Raw genomic sequence first — 15,312 nt, 5'->3', positions numbered from 1 at the left:
GCCGCAGAAGTTTAACACATTGGAACCTGTGCACTGCCTCCTCGAAGGGGGCAAGATTAGGGGGTAAGTTCACATTCTGGGTAGGTGGTTACATTATAGCGGATGGTTGCAGTGAAATTTTGATCGGCATTCTCGCGCACATTGGTGAGGCCAGAATAAACTGTGAGCACACCTTTTTTACTGTAGCCGAGGATAATAGGGTCCACCAAAAAATTGAGCATAAAGCTGTCTGGGCGAATTTGTACTAAGTGATCTGCTTTCACGGTCTGGCTTTGCGCAGGCTCCAATACAAACGCGTAATCGGTTCCTCGCGTTGGCGCTAGAAAACGAAATTTTACAGACTCACCGTTAATAACCTTTTGCCAATTCCGGCGCACAAAATTATCAAAGCCTGCGTCAACCACCAAGTCGTTGGAAATCTCAAGGGTCGACCGACTGGTATCACCTCCGGGCTGTTGCCACACCAGATTCACGATATCTTCAGCAGGATAGGTGATTTCAAGAAGCTCGTTAAAGTCTGGCTGACGGAAATTCACCGCTGGACGAACAACCGAAGAGCTGTAATCCAGCCACTTTTCTGCGAATGGTTGATCTTTGCCGCTACTATCTTTATCGCTACTAAAGGGATGGTAGGTGACGTGATGCTTTACTGGTTGGAATACGCCTTGCTCACATTGGCCCTCAGTTCTGTGCTCCTCTTCGTATAACACTCTCCCATCGTTTCTGGCGGCTGATCCGGTAAATTCGAACACAGCTGCACCTACAGGTGCAGCCATTGACGCTGCCACTAATAGAACTCCACCGCGTATGGCCGTCATGATAGCTCCGGGTACAAGGATTTCCGAGTAAACAGCAGCAACGGAAACACCAGCAGCCAACCAAGAGCCAGAGCTGCAATTGAGAGAACTAGATCCGGCAGGGCAATCGCCCCTAATTTACTCGCCGACCAGTAGGCAAATGGGCCTGCAATGGGGGCAAACACGAACGCAAGCCAGACCTTGCGGCTAATCCAGTTTAGAGAATGGCTGAGGGTGGTCATAAATGTCGCCCAGATAGCCACCAGCCACAGCGGCGTAATCACTAAAGCGTCGTTTCCATTATCAAGGACGCCAGTGTTGAGCCAGAGACCATCTAGCAATGAGCCTAACACCGTTCCCAGCGCTATAAATTGCAGTTCGGTTAAGCGGTTCTGGCTCACCAGCACAAAATGGATAACCAGAAACGACAGCGCGACAGCTGGACCAATCAGATCGGGATATACTACGCAAGCAAACCATCCAATCTGAAAGAATATAAAATTCAGTATATTACGAGCTGTTTCTGATGTGATCATACACTTAGTATGTTCCGCCGTTTGTTACCAGGTTTGGCGAAAACCAACTGTGATACTCCGATAGCTCTCTCGCTAAAGCCTGCTTCGCAGTAGGCAAAGTAGAAATGCCAGAGCTTGCGGAAAGCCTGATCGTAGCCCATAGATTCTAGGGTTTCGTGGTTGGCCATAAACCGGTCGCACCAGTCCCGGAGTGTGCGTGCATAGTGAAAACCGGTATCTTCCGAGTGGGTCAAAACCATATTGGATTCATTGCGCACCGATTCCAGAATGGCGCCGAATGACGGTATAAAACTACCGGGAAAGATAAACCGCTGGATAAAATCGACGTTTTTCAGGGCGCGCTGGTAGCGCTGCTCCGGCATGTTAATGGCCTGAACCAAAGCTATTCCGTCTGGCTTCAGTAGCGCGTTAATTTGGCTGAAATAGCTGTCCAGAAACTGAGGGCCTACGGCTTCAATCATCTCAATGGAAACCAGTTTGTCGAACTGGCCCGCAAGGTCACGATAATCGTCGAACAGCAGGGTGATTCGGTCTTCGAGGCCTTCACTGCGAACCCGCTCTTGTGCAAGCTCCAGTTGTTCTTTGGAAATTGTGGTTGTGGTTACATGGCAACCATAGTGTTTAGCCGCATGGATAGCGAAGCCACCCCAACCGGTGCCTATCTCTACAACTCTGTCACTTGGCTGCAAATCCAGTTTTGTGCAGATGGTGTCGAGTTTGTGAAGGGCAGCTTCGTCGAGTGTGGAATCTTCGTTGGGGTATATTGCGGAGGAATACATCATGGTCGGGTCGAGGAAGGTTTCGAACAAATCGTTGCCTAGATCGTAATGGGCGCTGATGTTCTTTCTTGAACCGTCTTTGGTGTTGCGGTTCAGCCAATGCAGCCCTTTGAGCGCTGGTTTGGTCACCCAACTGAATGTGTCTTCGAACTCATTCATACGGTCAATATTGCGCGTAAAGAACCGGAGCAGCGCAACCAGATCCGGTGATGACCAATCCCCGGCAACATAGGCTTCGGCGGCGCCTACGCTACCGCCTGTCAGCAAATCCCGCCAAGTGCTTGGGTCATGAACAATCAGCTCTGCGGGTGGGTGCACGTCGTTGCCATCACCAAAAACCAGATCATCCATGCCGAATTCACGAATGGTGAGCGTGCCAGCTCCCAGTTGCCGGAGTTGTTGGATAACCAAGTTGCGCGCTACCCGGTTAACCAATGAGGTGTTTGTATGGGCGGTGGCGACAGTGTTTGCCGATGTGTTTATGTTCTCCATGAGCTTACCTTTCCTCTAGTCTTGTTTGAGTCGTCTGTGCTGGTTACATCAACTCCCTGATCGGTGTTTCCTAGCCTGTGGACAGGGTCGCTATCAGCGAGCTTGTCAGGGTGCGTGTAAAAGGGCGCACCTTTGAGTTTCAGCTTCAGAGCGTGCCAGTAAATACCGGCTGCCACCTTGAGTGCCTCCATCGGAAACTGGCGCAGACTTTTATGAAGAGTTTTACGTGTAAGAGGGGCTCTATGGACTACAAGTGTTGCATCAAAATGTTTCTTTCCTTCTTCGAGCACGTTCATGTGGACTCTCAACTCTGGCCCACGAAAGCTGAACGTCCATTCGTAATGTTGTGCCATAGCGTTGAACGGTGATACATGAAAACGCTTAGTAAATTCGAATCGTTCCGTGCGCCAGCCAGCAGCATTGGGTGCGCTGTTTGTGGTTTCCAAGCAATAAACATGACGTTCATTCCAAGGGGTATTCGTAATCTGAGCCACGATAACAGCGGGAACATCGCCGTTGGCTCCGCTTTCGCCAGCGCGATAGCAAAAGTAAAAGCTCACCGGATTGAAAACATACCCCGCGTAACGAGGATGAGTTAGTAATTCCACTGCGCCATCGGGGCGCCAACCGCTGGCGGTTTCAACATGCGCGCGCAACGCTTCTGATAAATCACCGGCCTCGGGCTGAAAATAGTCTTTACGCTTCAACGACACCCAATTGAAGTTTTCCAGAGAAAAGAAGGGGCTTACGTTGGCTACTTGGTTCCACTCATCCGTATCCAGCGCGAGCATGCCAGTATGGTATTCGAACTCGTGCCGAACCGGATACAAACGCCGGTGCCGGATAGAGCCTTGTAACCATTGGCTGTCCATAATCAGAGCTCCACACCAAAATCACTGGTTACCCGCAGCGCACTACGCACACCATCTTCATGAAATCCATTGAACCAATAGGCGCCGCAGTAATGCGTACGGTTTTTGTTACCAATCTCGCCGTAGCGTTCTTGAGCTTCTACTGCATCCAAAGTGAACACTGGGTGAGAATAATTGAAGCGCTTGATGACTTTGTCTTCGGCAATATCTTGGCTTCGGTTTAGCGTGACGCAAAAAACCTCCGGAGCCTGATGGAAGTTCTGCAACACGTTCATGTTGTATGTCACCGAAACCGGTTCAGTGCTGTGCTTCGGAATATAGTAGTTCCAAGCGGCCCAAGCTCTGCGGTTGTCTGGCAGAACGCTGCTGTCTGTATGTAGCACCACCTCGTTCTTCTGGTACGGGATGGCCCCTAAAATGTCACGCTCTGTGTCACTCGGGTCGGATAGCATGGCTAGCGCTTGATCGCTATGGCAAGCAAAAATAACTTGATCAAACTCAAGGGTCTGGCCCTCTAGGGCAATCGTAACGCCGTTCTCATTCCTGCTTACAGCCTGCACTGGCGTGTTCAAATGTGTGTGTTTTCCTAGCCTGTCCATCATGGCGTTCACATATTGCGCGGAACCACCTGAAATAACCCGCCACATGGGACGATCGTCTACTGACAACATGCCGTGGTTATTAAAGAACTGCAGAAAAAAGCGTATTGGAAACTGTTCGAGAACGATTTCCGGGGCCGACCAAATGGCTGCTCCCATGGGTACAATGTAGTAGTTTCGGAAATACCGGGAATAGCCGTTACGGTTTAAGTACTCGCCTAGTGTTTCCGTACTGCGGATCTTGCCAGCAGCCATATCGGCCCGGGTCTCTTTATTGAACCTCAGGATTTCCCGCACCATAGTCAAAAAGCGGACGTTAAGCAGATTTTTACGCTGAGCGAAGAGTGTGTTCAAGCTGGTGCCGTTGTATTGCAGCCCTGTAGTGCTGCTATCCACACTGAAACTCATGTCGCTGACTTCCGAGGGCACCCCCAATCGCTCCATAAGGCGCATAAAATTCGGGTATGTCCAATCGTTGAACACAATAAACCCCGTATTAACCGGCCAGATGCGCCCTCCGGCTTCTACAAACTCGGTATTGGTGTGGCCACCGGCGTAATCAGCAGCCTCAAAGAGTTCGATATCGTGCTTTTCAGCAAGAAGCCACGCTGCCGTGAGGCCGGAGACTCCGGCGCCAATAACCGCAATACGCTGACGTTGGTTATTCATTATGTATCCTGTTCGCTGGAACTTTTTCGGGCCATGGAGGCGGCCATGCGGTCGATCAATGACTGGGGCAGGGCGCCCAGACACTTCAAAATCCATGTAAAGCGTTTCGGGAAGGCAATTTCATTGTGGCCTTTAGCTAGCCCGCTGACGATGCGCTCTGCAGCATCTTCGGCTGTGACTAGAAACGGCATGGGGAAATCATTCCGGTGGGTCAGTGGCGTTTTCACAAAACCGGGCGACACCAACACAACATCAATACCTTCTGCAGCCAGATCGGCTCTTAGGCTTTGGGCAAAATAGGCTAGGGCTGCTTTGGATGCGCCGTAACCCTCCGCACGGCCAAACGGAAACCACCAAGCGGACGAGCCTACAATAACCAAAGTAGCTGGCAGCCCTTTAGCTCGGGTGCGTCGCAACGCAGGCAAGGCAATTTCAACGCTACGGGCTGTGCCAATCACGTTGGTGTGTATGTTTTTCTCGATCACATCGCTGCTGTAGTGAGCGACATCCAGATACTCGCAAGCGCCAGCATTCAGAATAGCCATGTTCAACTCGCCGAAGGATTCCAATGTTGCAGAAATTGATTGCAAATCCTCCTTGCTGGTTGTGTCTGCCGCTGCCGTTGCGATGCGCTCTGGCGCCAGTGTTTTCAACTGATCCAGAGGCTCTACGCGGCGCCCGGTAACAATCAGCCGGTGTTCGCCGCGTATCAATGCATGGGTGACTGATTCACCGATGCCAGAGCTGGCGCCGGTAATCCATATACTGGATACAGTGTCGAGACGTTTGCTCATCCTGCGTAACCCTTCACCCAGCGAATAACGCCACCGATCACCGGGAGGTTTTCATAGAGCAGTTGCCCCGCGTCGAAATAGTCTCGGTGATAGCAGATTCTGCCGTTTTTCACGACGACATGGCTAATGCCTGCAACCTGTATCTCACGGCCACCGCGAATACGCTTGTGGCGAAGGTGCATCACCCAGGGAATGGAAGCGGAGGTGCCTTGAACCACCGGCTCTTCAAAAACAAAGTGACACGAAATAACGTTGGTGTAGGCGCTAGCGAAGTAGTGAGTTAGGGCGTCAAGGCCTTCAACCTGACCCAGTGGGTCTTGAAACCTTATGTCTTCGCTATACACGGCGGAGAGAGTGTGCAGGTTTCCCTTATCCAACTGGTTAAATAAAGCCTTGAACGTCTCCAGAGTGGCGGGCACAGCGGAGTTGGGATGTCCTACTTCTATTGCCGGGGCGATTGTCATTTTTGCGCCCTCCTCATTTGATCACGTTGGCGGGTTTCTTCTTGGATGTGTTTAGGTATCGGGTTTAGATCCCAGATAATGCCCAGTTTCGACAGAGCCCAAAGCCCGTACCACGTTACGTCGATCTCGTACCAATGGAATCCCTGTCGAACGGATTGGGGCCAGCGGTGATGATTGTTGTGCCAGCCTTCACCTAACGTCAGGAGGGCAAGCCAGAAGTTGTTGCGACTGTCGTCAAAGGTTTCGAATCGTCGCTTGCCCCAAACATGGGATAGTGAGTTGATAGAAACGGTGGAGTGAAACAGCACAACCGTAGAGATGAAGAAACCCCAAACCAGCAACTGCAGGCCGTTGGTGCCAAGATCCGGCGCCCACACTGCAAGGGCTTCGCCTAGGCCATAAATTAAAATAGCCGCGGCGCCAGGTACCAGCGCGTCGAACCTGTTGATTGCTTTCAGCTCCGGGAACTTTAACCAGTCGCGAATGCGGCGTTCGTCTGTCACAAAGCCTGCATCACAGGTAAACCACCCCATGTGAGACCACCAGAAGCCACCTTGATGAGGCGAGTGCAAATCCTGCTCACGATCCGAGTGCTGGTGGTGATGCCTGTGGTGGGCAGCCCACCAAAGCGGTCCACGTTGGGCTGCACTCGCACCTATCACGGCAAATATAAACTGGGCCGGGCGGCTGGTTTTGAATGTCTTATGGGCAAAGTAGCGGTGATAGAATCCGGTAATCGCGAACATTCTGACCACAAAAAAGACGAGTGCGAACCCAATAGCGAATGCACTCGCGCCTGTATAAAAAGCCAATAGACAGAGCAGATGCAGCGCAATAAACGGCATTACGCGCACGAAGCTAAAAGAACGGGAGGTTCTGTCTATGTGATCCAAACCTGCTTCGGAATCGAACCACCTTAGAATGTTTCCAAATAAGTTTTGCACGCGGGTCATACCCTGACTGCCTTTTTGCTGAATGGAACCTGTACAGCGAAGTTTTCCGAAATACCCGGCTCTGTCGCTTGCTGGTTTGTACGCTCTGACCACAGGACTTGGATGCACCATAAACCATGTTTAATGAGACGCTTACTAAAAATGATATACGCCGTATCGCGATCGTTGGTTCAGGCCTAGCGGGCTTGAGTGCTGCAATAAAGCTAAAACAGCTGGGACACGGTGTGACTGTGTTCGAAAAAAGCCGCGGCCCCGGTGGCAGGCTCGCCGCAAAACGGGTTGCAGAGGGGGCGGCGGATATTGGCGCTCAGTATTTCACCTCCCGCAACCCGGAGTTTCTTCCGTTCCTTGAAGAATTTGCTGGCAGCCGAAGCTTTAGTACTTGGGATGGCTCATTTGGTTTTCAGGATAAAGACGGTCAGTGGCAGGCGTTCCCTGATGAACACCGGTACGTGGGCACGCCGAGAATGACAGCGATTTCGCGGGCTCTTTCCCGCCATGTAAATCTGATTGCAGAAACGCGCATAGAGAGCTTAGAACGACACAGCACAGGCTGGCGGCTCACTGATACCAGCGGTGAGCAGGTAGGCGAATTCGATCAGGTCATTATCACCGCGCCGCCAGCTCAGGCCAGAGACTTGCTTGTACAAAGCAATCTACCGGAACTGGCTGCGGAGCTTAACGATGCTGTAAGCCGGGTGTTGCCTTGCTGGGCCGTAGCTGCGCGATTTACGGAAAATCCGTGGCCTCGCCACGTTGGCATGCGGTGCAATCACCGGACGCTGTTCTGGGTTGCGAACAATTCCAGTAAGCCCGGCCGTAAAACCTTGGATCAGGACAGCGAAGGCGTATGGTGGGTGTTACACGCGAACCCTGAGTGGACTGAACAAAATGCTGGTGCGACACCTGAAAAGGTCACGGAAGAGCTCATTGCGGCGTTTCGGGAGCTAACAGGCACAACGGCAATGGTTACGGATTCCGTTGCCCACCGCTGGCTCTACGCGCGCTCAGAAGGTGGTGCCAGTCCCGGCCATCTCTGGTTTGAAGATCACGGCATCGGCCTTGCGGGCGACTGGCTCAGCGGTGGCAGGGTTGAAGGCGCCTTCGACAGCGCCTGCCGTTTAGTCTCCGCCTGTACGGAACAGTCGGTTAGCCGTTAATTCCGAGGCTGGGCTTTACGGTGGTGTCTGGCCTTGTATAAAAATGGGTGATGGTTCCGTCGCTGAATTTGCTGAAAAAGGCACTTACATTGGTGATCTTTTTCAGCGAGCGGGTACGATTAACCGGGTCCCGAACCAACACCTTAATGCCATTGAAGTTGTCCTGAATATTGGAGAAGCGAGCCCGCATGGAGCAGGTAACCACATGGGCCGGGTTAAGCTCCATTGCTTCGGCTAGCCAGGCGCTGTGACTGGCAATGCCCTTGGCGGAAAGATCTTCCCGGGTATCTAGGTGCTTCAGTTTTACCCGATTCACAATACAGAACGAGAAGCTCTCCGGTCGCTGGCGGGCAACTTTACGGAAGGCTTCCCAAAAAAAGTTGTCTGTAAGTTCGGCAAAGTACCGCATATTACTGAGGCAGGTATCGATCCATTCAAAGCTTTCCGGGTCTTCCAAAACCTCATTGATGGCTTCTCGCAGTAGCCAATCAAACCCCAGAGCCGTTTTGTGGGCGTAAACTTTGCGGTACATCTGATAGCGGCTGTAAACAAAGTCCTCCAGTGCGCCAAGCCCTTTCTGGGTAATGGCTAGGCCCAACCAGGGTTCTGACTCATCCCAGCCAAAACGTAAGTTGCTCAGAAGGTGATCAAGATTGAACCCGCCAATCGTAACGGACGAATGAAACCCGTCCCGCAGCATATAATCGGCGCGGTCAGCGTCAATCTCGCCGGATACGATGGATGAGAGTAGGTCCAGCACCAAGCGTGGAATGTTGTCGCTGATCAAAGATCCAGCTTCAGCGTCTTCGCCCGCAATAAAGCCCCAAAAGGTTCGAGCATGGCGACAGAAGGTATCGCTGGGCGTAACATCTGTGGTCTCCATTATTCCGATAACATCTTGAGCGTGGAGGCCTGCTGCTTCCAAATCCACTATGGACAGCACATCGTGCGCTACCCGAACGGAATAGTGCTCATGTTCAAGCTCTTCCGGTTCTGCGCTATGGTAGGCGGAGTAGTCGACGCCTTCCCATAGGTCGGCAAACCGACCCGGGCGACTCATGAGGTCACGAATCCTTTGAGCCTGAGTGAACTGGTGGGAGAAACTGGAGTGGCCACTGTCGTGAAGCAGACAGCCAAGGCGTATGGTTTTGGCCAAGTAATCAATGGCATCTAATTGGTCTAAGCTCAGGTCGGTTTGCTCGCTGAGTTGGCGCTCCCGCAGGTAGGCGTCAATCATTGATCGGAACATGCGCGTGCCAACATGCATTACGCCAATACTGTGCAAAAAGCGGGAGTGCGTGGCACCGGGGAAGACCAAACTGAGGATGTCGTTCTGGCAAATATTGCGCAGACGTTGAAAAAGCGGATGGTCAATCACCTGAACTTCGTGCCGGTATAACGGAATCGCGCCGTGAACCGGGTCCATAATAAGCTTGTCATAAGCACCTAACAGGTCATTTACCGCTCTTCTCATTCGCAGGAATCTCCGGATTTGGCCAAACTGGCCTTGTTATATCACAGGGGCATGCCAAAATAGGTTTTGACACGCCATTTTTCGTTTATCGCTGGTAGTTTAGGGCAGTAGCCATGACCTCGCGCACCGGGCGCCTACTTATTCGAATACTGATTATTGATGCAGACGAGAAGGCTCGTGCAGAGCTTGCGCGCCACCTTGAAACCAGAGGCTTTTACGTCTCAGGCTATCGCGATCTCTCAACTGCCAGTGCGGTGATTGACGATAACATGCCCGATGTTATCTTTGCAGATCTGGATCCCGCGCAGATAGAAAGCCTGGCGGACCATTTGGAGGAGGCTGAATCCCTCACGCCCATTGTTGCCTTTTCATGCAGTGAATCCAGCAAGCAGGTTGTGGATGCGCTTCGAGCAGGCGCTTCCGATTTTGTGCTAAAGCCCTTTAGCAAAGACAAGAAAGCTCTGGGTGATGTGATTCGCAAGCTCCTTGATCGTGTACGTTTGAGTCGTCTTAACCAGTTATATCGTCAAGAACTGGAAGACGCCAATCGGGACCTACGAGATGGTATTGCTGAGTTGCGCGCAGATCAGAGAGCAGGGCGCAAAGTTCAGTTGCGCATGCTGCCTGAGAAAGAGCAGTTCACCGGTAGTTTGTTTGTGGATCATTTAATTAAGCCGTCGCTCTATCTGAGCGGCGATTTTCTCGATTATTTTCCGCTAACCGAAGACAAAACGCTGATTTACATCGCAGACGTCTCTGGCCACGGTGCCAGTTCTGCCTTCGTGACAGTGCTACTGAAGAACCTCAGTAATCGTTTACAGCGCAATCTACGCCGAGGGTCTACAGACGATATTCTCTACCCCGATCGGTTTCTTCAACGTATCAACTCGGAACTGCTTGATACGGGTCTGGGGAAACACGTAACAATGTTTGTTGGCATTATTTCTTTGAGTGAGCGTAAATTGAAGTATTCAGTGGGGGCTCACTTCCCAATGCCAGTGCTTTCATTCGAAGGCGGAGAAACAGCGTTTCTGGAGGGTAGTGGGCTTCCTATCGGACTCTTTGAGTCGCCGCAGTGGGAGGTTTATGAAGTCCCACTGGACAAGCCTTTTCACCTGATTCTGTTTTCAGACGGAATTCTAGAGGTGATAAAGCAGAAGAGTCTTGATGAAAAGGAGCAGAGACTACTTGAACTCGTATCTGCAGGTCGTCACACTGTCGCATCTCTTAGCGAGGCTCTTAACCTCGACGAGATCACAGAGTTACCGGACGATATCGGTATTGTGACGGTTACTGATACGGTGACAGCGTCAGATAACACGTCGACGAAATAGTGGCAGTGTGAGAGACATGGCTGGTTATAAAATTCTGCAGGCTGAAAAACAGGGCATTTATGTTCTGAAGTTCATTGGAGAAATCCGGCTGAACCTATGCTGTACATTAGACAATCTGGTTGACTCCATTACCTTGGATCCCCAGTTCAAAACTGTGGTGATTGATCTCACTGAAACCGAGATCATAGACAGTACTACCCTCGGCCTGCTCGCCAAGATCGCCATGGCGGCCCAAAAGCAAAGCCACTTTTTACCCACGCTGATCTCCACCAACCCGGACATTACCCGTATTATCACCTCCATGGGTTTCGATAAGATCTTCATTATTGTTCGTGAGCCCGCCTCACGTATTGAAGAGCTTGAAGAAATACCTGTGCTGAAGGCAAGCGAACAAGACGTTCGAGATAAGGTACTGGACGCCCATAAAGTGCTTATGGGGCTGAACAAACAAAACCGGGAAGAGTTCAAGAATCTGGTGCGTGCTTTGGAATGTGAAGAGCCCGGTTAAACGTTGCATTTCTCATTTCGGCTTCGCTGATTCGGATCTGAATTACATAAAGACGGAACAACTATGCCTGAAAAAAATGAGCCTCTTGTAAATGAGGCCGAAGAACCGGTGCATGATGTGGCGGTTCTCGGAGGTGGCAGTTTTGGCTCTGCCATGGCGAAAGTGCTCGGTGAGAATGGCCACCGGGTGCACTTCTGGATGCGCGATGAAGCTCAGGCTGAAGAAATCCGCACGACTGGTATTAACAGTCGCTACATGCCTGATGTGGAAATTAAAGGCGACATACAGCCGACCACGGATCTTGCGGGCGCCGTCCGCAAAGCAGAGATTGTATTTGTTGCCATCCCTAGCAAGGCCTTCCGTGCCGTTATTCGTGAAAACAGCGACAAATTCCGTGAAGGGCAAATTGTTGTAAGCCTCACAAAAGGTATTGAAGCCCACGGCTTCAAACTTATGAGTGAGATTCTTCAGGAAGAAATTCCCCGCTGCCGTATTGGCGTATTGAGCGGCCCGAATTTGGCGAGTGAAATTGTAAACCGAGACCTTACCGCAACGGTTATCGCCGCTAAGGACCCGGAAGTGAGGCGCTCTGTACAGGAGCTGCTGGGGTGCGAGTATTTCCGCGTGTACGCCAACGTAGATATTTACGGCGTTGAGCTGGCGGGCGCACTCAAGAATATCTACGCGATTGTTGCTGGCTTGGCCTCTGCCCTAAACATGGGTGAGAACGCCAATGCTATGTTGATTACACGCGGGCTGGCGGAAATGAGCCGCTTTGCAGTCAGCTTGGGTGCCAACCCAATGACATTTATGGGGCTGGCCGGTGTAGGTGATTTAATTGTTACCTGTACGTCTTCAAAAAGCCGTAATTTCCGCGTTGGCCATGCTGTTGGTCAAGGGAAGAAACTGGATGATGCGGTGGCTGAATTGGGGCAGGTAGCAGAAGGCATTTACACCCTAGAATTGGTAAAAGAAAAGGCTGAAGCCATAGGGATATACATGCCTCTGGTGCGCGGCCTTTATGAAATTCTTTACGGGGGGGCGTCGATCAGCGCAGTAATCAATAGCCTGATGATGTCTGTACAGAACTCCGACGTTGAGTTTATTCTGCCTAGAACCATCGCTGAGTAATACCGGAGGTTGCTAATGCACCTGCTTATCATGCGCCATGGTGAGGCTGGCTGGCACTCGCTGGACCAAGAGAGAACGCTTACCGAAACCGGCCGGCACCAAGTCGCAAACTGCGCTGCCCAGATTGCCGCGTCGCCTTGGCGGCCTGTGCAAATTTGGAGTAGCCCCTACGTGCGGGCAAGACAGACGGCAGCCATTGTTTCTGAAATTTTAAATTGCCCGGTGGAAGAAAAGCCCTTCATTACGCCGGAAGACGACCCCGGTACCTGCTTGAACGCCTTGCTTGAGAACCAGCATACACCGCTGATGCTGGTGTCTCACATGCCTTTAGTGGGCAGCTTGTCTACCCTTTTGGTTGACGGGCATCGCCGTGGCATTCCTTTTATGACCGCCCAGGCTGCGGTACTTGATATGCCAGTTGTCGGCCCCGGCTGCGCAGACTTGAAAACGCAGTTTTTGCCCTGACGACTTCATCATAAGGGTCATTTCTAATTATTGAGTGCAGAATATGTACAGTTTTCCTATTGAGTATGTAGAGCCAGTTTTTCGGCCTCCCAGCGAAGCAAAATCATTGATTCTGCCGGTGACTAACGGCTGCTCCTGGAATAAATGCACCTTCTGCGAGATGTATACCCAGCCCCAGAAAAAATTCCGGGCGCGCAAGCCGGAAGATGTTCGTCAGGATATTGATAAAGCAGCGAAAAGTTTGAGAGGCGTAAAGCGGGTTTTCTTGGCAGACGGTGACGCCATGGTACTACCAACCCGCAGATTGCTAGAAATTTTGGGCGATCTGAATGCAGCCTTCCCTGAGTTGCAACGAGTGTCCAGTTATTGCCTTCCGAGGAACCTTGCGAAAAAGACTGTAGAAGAACTCAAACAGTTAAAAGAGGCGGGACTCAAGATTCTATACGTTGGTATGGAGTCAGGAGACGACGAAGTTCTTCGGCGCATAAACAAAGGGGAAACTTGGGACTCAACTCGATCAGCCTTGCTGAAAATTCGGGAAGCCGGGTTGACCAGCTCAGTTATGGTGCTCAATGGGTTGGGCGGCGAAACGCTTTCGCGGCAACACGCGATAAATACCGCCACTCTGTGCAACGAAACCCAGCCGGACTACTTGTCTACTTTGGTGGTCAGTTTCCCTCAAGGTGAAGAGCGCTTTCGCGAAGGCTTTGGTGAGGATTTTATTGCGCTTTCCCAGCAAGGTCTGTTTGAAGAAATTCGTATTTTTCTGGAGCATCTTGAGCTGGAGAAGACCGTATTTAGAAGCGACCATGCGTCAAACTATTTAGTCCTTAAAGGAACCCTTGGGCGGGACAAGCAGAAGCTTTTGGATCAGGTTAACCTTGCCATCACAAGCCCCGGCGCAGTGCCGCTAAGGCCTGAGTGGCAGCGTGGTTTATAAATTACCGGTTTGCGGAGCAGAACTATGAGCCAGACCCCGGGGAACCTTGTCGAACAAGTACAGAAAACTGCGAAGAATGCCAGCCAGCCGCCAATTGATAAGTGGCACCCGGAGCTGTCTGGCGATATGGACCTGAGAATCAGCAGAGACGGACAGTGGATTCATAAAGGTGAACCGCTGGGCCGAGAGGCTATTGTAAAGCTGTTTTCCACGATTCTCCGCCGAGAAGACGATGGTCACTACTATCTGGTTACCCCCGTAGAGAAATGGCGGATTCAGGTCGAAGATACTCCCTTGCTGGCCCACTCTTTGACCGTTGAAGGCAGTGGTGAGCAGCAGATTATAAAGCTGACAACCAATGTTGGGGAAACCATTGAGGTTGGTGACGGGCATGCACTCGAAGTGGGTAGTTACGAGGGCTCCGGGCAACCGCGTCCTATCGTAAGGGTACGTAACGGGCTAGTTGCGCGCCTTGTAACTGCTGCCTACTACGACCTAGTAGATCATGTTGTAGAGCAGATCATGGATGGAACGGCGGTGTTGGGTGTTTTTAGCCATGGAAATTTCTATGAAATCGGGCAGGGCGGTTGAAAAGCCTGAGCGCGCCCCCAGAAATGACGGTGGAAAACGCACTGTATCAGTTGTTAAACTGTATTTTCGTGCTTGTTACGAGCCCGGCTCTCAAATGAGGCCTGGTGGTCGTTAGTCCCTCTGTTCAGTCTGGCTGTTCATGATTACTTTCGATTACCCTTAATCAATCAAACAGTCATTGCGACACTCAAGGAGATCACATGGCCCAACCTCGCGTTGTTACCATCCACTACACGCTTACCAATAATCAGGGAGAAGAGCTGGACTCCTCCCGTGGAGAAGGTCGCGAGCCATTGGCTTATCTGGAAGGTGCACAAAACATTATCGGTGGGCTGGAAAGTGCCTTGACCGAAAAGAACCCAGGCGATCAGGTAAAAGTTTCTGTAGATCCAGCTGAAGGCTACGGCGAAATCAACGAAGAGTTGGTTCAGCCAGTTCCGCGTACTGCTTTTGAAGGCGTGGACACCATCGAGCCTGGCATGCAGTTCCAAGCCCAGACTCCAGGCGGCCCTCAGGTTGTTCGTGTTGTGGAAGTGAGCGAAGAAACCGTAACCATTGATGCGAACCACCCGCTAGCTGGCGAAACTCTGCATTTTGATGTTGAAGTTATCGAAGCGCGTGACGCCACTGATGAAGAGAAGGAACACGGCCACGCTCACTAAGAGTGTTGATTCCGTTTCCTAAAAGGCTCCTACGGGGGCCTTTTTAGTGTCTGGGAAAAGCCAGACATAAAAAAACGGAGGTGCAGTTTAAA

General features: G+C 51.4%; 17 protein-coding genes. 8 read left to right on the top strand and 9 right to left on the bottom strand.

Annotated features, from left to right (window positions below; translation table 11 throughout):
• Nucleotides 1-56: 56 nt before the first annotated feature.
• The 8 genes from KO508_RS13990 to KO508_RS13955 are packed head-to-tail and all read right to left on the bottom strand — an operon-like array spanning nt 57 to nt 6,955.
• Entirely contained in the window at nt 57-818 is a 762-nt protein-coding gene (locus tag KO508_RS13990; RefSeq protein WP_216008937.1) for a hypothetical protein, read from the bottom strand.
• On the bottom strand, nt 815-1,333 hold the full coding sequence (locus KO508_RS13985; RefSeq protein ID WP_216008936.1) for a DUF2878 domain-containing protein: 519 nt from the start codon (nt 1,331-1,333) through the stop codon (nt 815-817). The genes KO508_RS13990 and KO508_RS13985 overlap by 4 nt, the downstream gene beginning before the upstream one ends.
• Nucleotides 1,330-2,604, bottom strand: coding sequence for an SAM-dependent methyltransferase (locus tag KO508_RS13980; RefSeq protein WP_216008935.1), 1,275 nt, complete (start codon nt 2,602-2,604; stop codon nt 1,330-1,332). Before KO508_RS13980 ends, KO508_RS13985 begins: the two co-directional genes overlap by 4 nt.
• A complete protein-coding gene (locus tag KO508_RS13975; RefSeq protein ID WP_216008934.1) occupies nt 2,592-3,476 on the bottom strand; it encodes a DUF1365 domain-containing protein in 885 nt (294 codons plus the stop codon). The genes KO508_RS13980 and KO508_RS13975 overlap by 13 nt, the downstream gene beginning before the upstream one ends.
• Before the next feature lie 2 nt (nt 3,477-3,478).
• Nucleotides 3,479-4,744 (bottom strand): NAD(P)/FAD-dependent oxidoreductase, encoded by a 1,266-nt coding sequence (locus KO508_RS13970; protein ID WP_216008933.1) that lies wholly within the window; start codon nt 4,742-4,744, stop codon nt 3,479-3,481.
• Nucleotides 4,744-5,538, bottom strand: a complete 795-nt coding sequence (locus tag KO508_RS13965) for an SDR family NAD(P)-dependent oxidoreductase (protein ID WP_216008932.1) — start codon at nt 5,536-5,538, stop codon at nt 4,744-4,746. Before KO508_RS13965 ends, KO508_RS13970 begins: the two co-directional genes overlap by 1 nt.
• On the bottom strand, nt 5,535-6,002 hold the full coding sequence (locus tag KO508_RS13960) for a nuclear transport factor 2 family protein (protein WP_216008931.1): 468 nt from the start codon (nt 6,000-6,002) through the stop codon (nt 5,535-5,537). Before KO508_RS13960 ends, KO508_RS13965 begins: the two co-directional genes overlap by 4 nt.
• Entirely contained in the window at nt 5,999-6,955 is a 957-nt protein-coding gene (locus KO508_RS13955) for an acyl-CoA desaturase (protein WP_216008930.1), read from the bottom strand. Before KO508_RS13955 ends, KO508_RS13960 begins: the two co-directional genes overlap by 4 nt.
• A 116-nt stretch (nt 6,956-7,071) precedes the next feature.
• Between KO508_RS13955 and KO508_RS13950 the strand changes: the two genes are divergently transcribed.
• Entirely contained in the window at nt 7,072-8,115 is a 1,044-nt protein-coding gene (locus KO508_RS13950; protein WP_216008929.1) for an NAD(P)/FAD-dependent oxidoreductase, read from the top strand.
• On the opposite strand, the gene KO508_RS13945 is transcribed toward KO508_RS13950, so the two are convergent.
• The gene (locus KO508_RS13945) at nt 8,105-9,589 is read right to left on the bottom strand and encodes an HD domain-containing protein (protein WP_216008928.1); all 1,485 of its coding nucleotides are present in this window, start codon (nt 9,587-9,589) and stop codon (nt 8,105-8,107) included. The genes KO508_RS13950 and KO508_RS13945 overlap by 11 nt on opposite strands.
• A gap of 113 nt (nt 9,590-9,702) precedes the next feature.
• Between KO508_RS13945 and KO508_RS13940 the strand changes: the two genes are divergently transcribed.
• From KO508_RS13940 to KO508_RS13910, 7 genes are all read left to right on the top strand, one after another.
• Nucleotides 9,703-10,923: a PP2C family protein-serine/threonine phosphatase gene (locus KO508_RS13940; RefSeq protein WP_216008927.1), complete on the top strand. Its 1,221-nt coding sequence runs from the start codon at nt 9,703-9,705 to the stop codon at nt 10,921-10,923.
• Between the two features lie 16 nt (nt 10,924-10,939).
• Nucleotides 10,940-11,431, top strand: a complete 492-nt coding sequence (locus KO508_RS13935; protein WP_200364666.1) for an STAS domain-containing protein — start codon at nt 10,940-10,942, stop codon at nt 11,429-11,431.
• A gap of 63 nt (nt 11,432-11,494) precedes the next feature.
• A complete protein-coding gene (locus KO508_RS13930) occupies nt 11,495-12,562 on the top strand; it encodes an NAD(P)H-dependent glycerol-3-phosphate dehydrogenase (protein WP_216008926.1) in 1,068 nt (355 codons plus the stop codon).
• 15 nt (nt 12,563-12,577) lie between these two features.
• A complete protein-coding gene (gene sixA / locus KO508_RS13925) occupies nt 12,578-13,027 on the top strand; it encodes a phosphohistidine phosphatase SixA (protein WP_216008925.1) in 450 nt (149 codons plus the stop codon).
• Between the two features lie 43 nt (nt 13,028-13,070).
• A complete protein-coding gene (locus KO508_RS13920; RefSeq protein WP_216008924.1) occupies nt 13,071-13,967 on the top strand; it encodes a radical SAM protein in 897 nt (298 codons plus the stop codon).
• A 24-nt stretch (nt 13,968-13,991) separates the two neighbouring features.
• The gene (locus KO508_RS13915; protein WP_216008923.1) at nt 13,992-14,558 is read left to right on the top strand and encodes a DUF1285 domain-containing protein; all 567 of its coding nucleotides are present in this window, start codon (nt 13,992-13,994) and stop codon (nt 14,556-14,558) included.
• A 200-nt stretch (nt 14,559-14,758) separates the two neighbouring features.
• Complete coding sequence (locus tag KO508_RS13910) at nt 14,759-15,220, top strand: FKBP-type peptidyl-prolyl cis-trans isomerase (RefSeq protein ID WP_216008922.1); 462 nt, start codon at nt 14,759-14,761, stop codon at nt 15,218-15,220.
• Nucleotides 15,221-15,312 lie beyond the last annotated feature (92 nt).

This window comes from Marinobacter salexigens (assembly GCF_018860765.1).
GTDB lineage: Bacteria > Pseudomonadota > Gammaproteobacteria > Pseudomonadales > Oleiphilaceae > Marinobacter > Marinobacter salexigens_A.
The sequence above is the reverse complement of the archived record's forward strand: the minus strand, read 5'-3'. Positions and strand labels throughout refer to the sequence as shown.

Coding starts and splice junctions, on each gene's coding strand:
- KO508_RS13970 (WP_216008933.1), bottom strand. CDS start 4,744: ATGAATAACCAACGTCAGCGTATTGCGGTTATTGGCGCCGGAGTCTCC.
- KO508_RS13910 (WP_216008922.1), top strand. CDS start 14,759: ATGGCCCAACCTCGCGTTGTTACCATCCACTACACGCTTACCAATAAT.
- sixA (WP_216008925.1), top strand. CDS start 12,578: ATGCACCTGCTTATCATGCGCCATGGTGAGGCTGGCTGGCACTCGCTG.
- KO508_RS13920 (WP_216008924.1), top strand. CDS start 13,071: ATGTACAGTTTTCCTATTGAGTATGTAGAGCCAGTTTTTCGGCCTCCC.
- KO508_RS13915 (WP_216008923.1), top strand. CDS start 13,992: ATGAGCCAGACCCCGGGGAACCTTGTCGAACAAGTACAGAAAACTGCG.
- KO508_RS13985 (WP_216008936.1), bottom strand. CDS start 1,333: ATGATCACATCAGAAACAGCTCGTAATATACTGAATTTTATATTCTTT.
- KO508_RS13980 (WP_216008935.1), bottom strand. CDS start 2,604: ATGGAGAACATAAACACATCGGCAAACACTGTCGCCACCGCCCATACA.
- KO508_RS13990 (WP_216008937.1), bottom strand. CDS start 818: ATGACGGCCATACGCGGTGGAGTTCTATTAGTGGCAGCGTCAATGGCT.
- KO508_RS13960 (WP_216008931.1), bottom strand. CDS start 6,002: ATGACAATCGCCCCGGCAATAGAAGTAGGACATCCCAACTCCGCTGTG.
- KO508_RS13965 (WP_216008932.1), bottom strand. CDS start 5,538: ATGAGCAAACGTCTCGACACTGTATCCAGTATATGGATTACCGGCGCC.
- KO508_RS13975 (WP_216008934.1), bottom strand. CDS start 3,476: ATGGACAGCCAATGGTTACAAGGCTCTATCCGGCACCGGCGTTTGTAT.
- KO508_RS13950 (WP_216008929.1), top strand. CDS start 7,072: ATGTTTAATGAGACGCTTACTAAAAATGATATACGCCGTATCGCGATC.
- KO508_RS13935 (WP_200364666.1), top strand. CDS start 10,940: ATGGCTGGTTATAAAATTCTGCAGGCTGAAAAACAGGGCATTTATGTT.
- KO508_RS13930 (WP_216008926.1), top strand. CDS start 11,495: ATGCCTGAAAAAAATGAGCCTCTTGTAAATGAGGCCGAAGAACCGGTG.
- KO508_RS13955 (WP_216008930.1), bottom strand. CDS start 6,955: ATGACCCGCGTGCAAAACTTATTTGGAAACATTCTAAGGTGGTTCGAT.
- KO508_RS13940 (WP_216008927.1), top strand. CDS start 9,703: ATGACCTCGCGCACCGGGCGCCTACTTATTCGAATACTGATTATTGAT.
- KO508_RS13945 (WP_216008928.1), bottom strand. CDS start 9,589: ATGAGAAGAGCGGTAAATGACCTGTTAGGTGCTTATGACAAGCTTATT.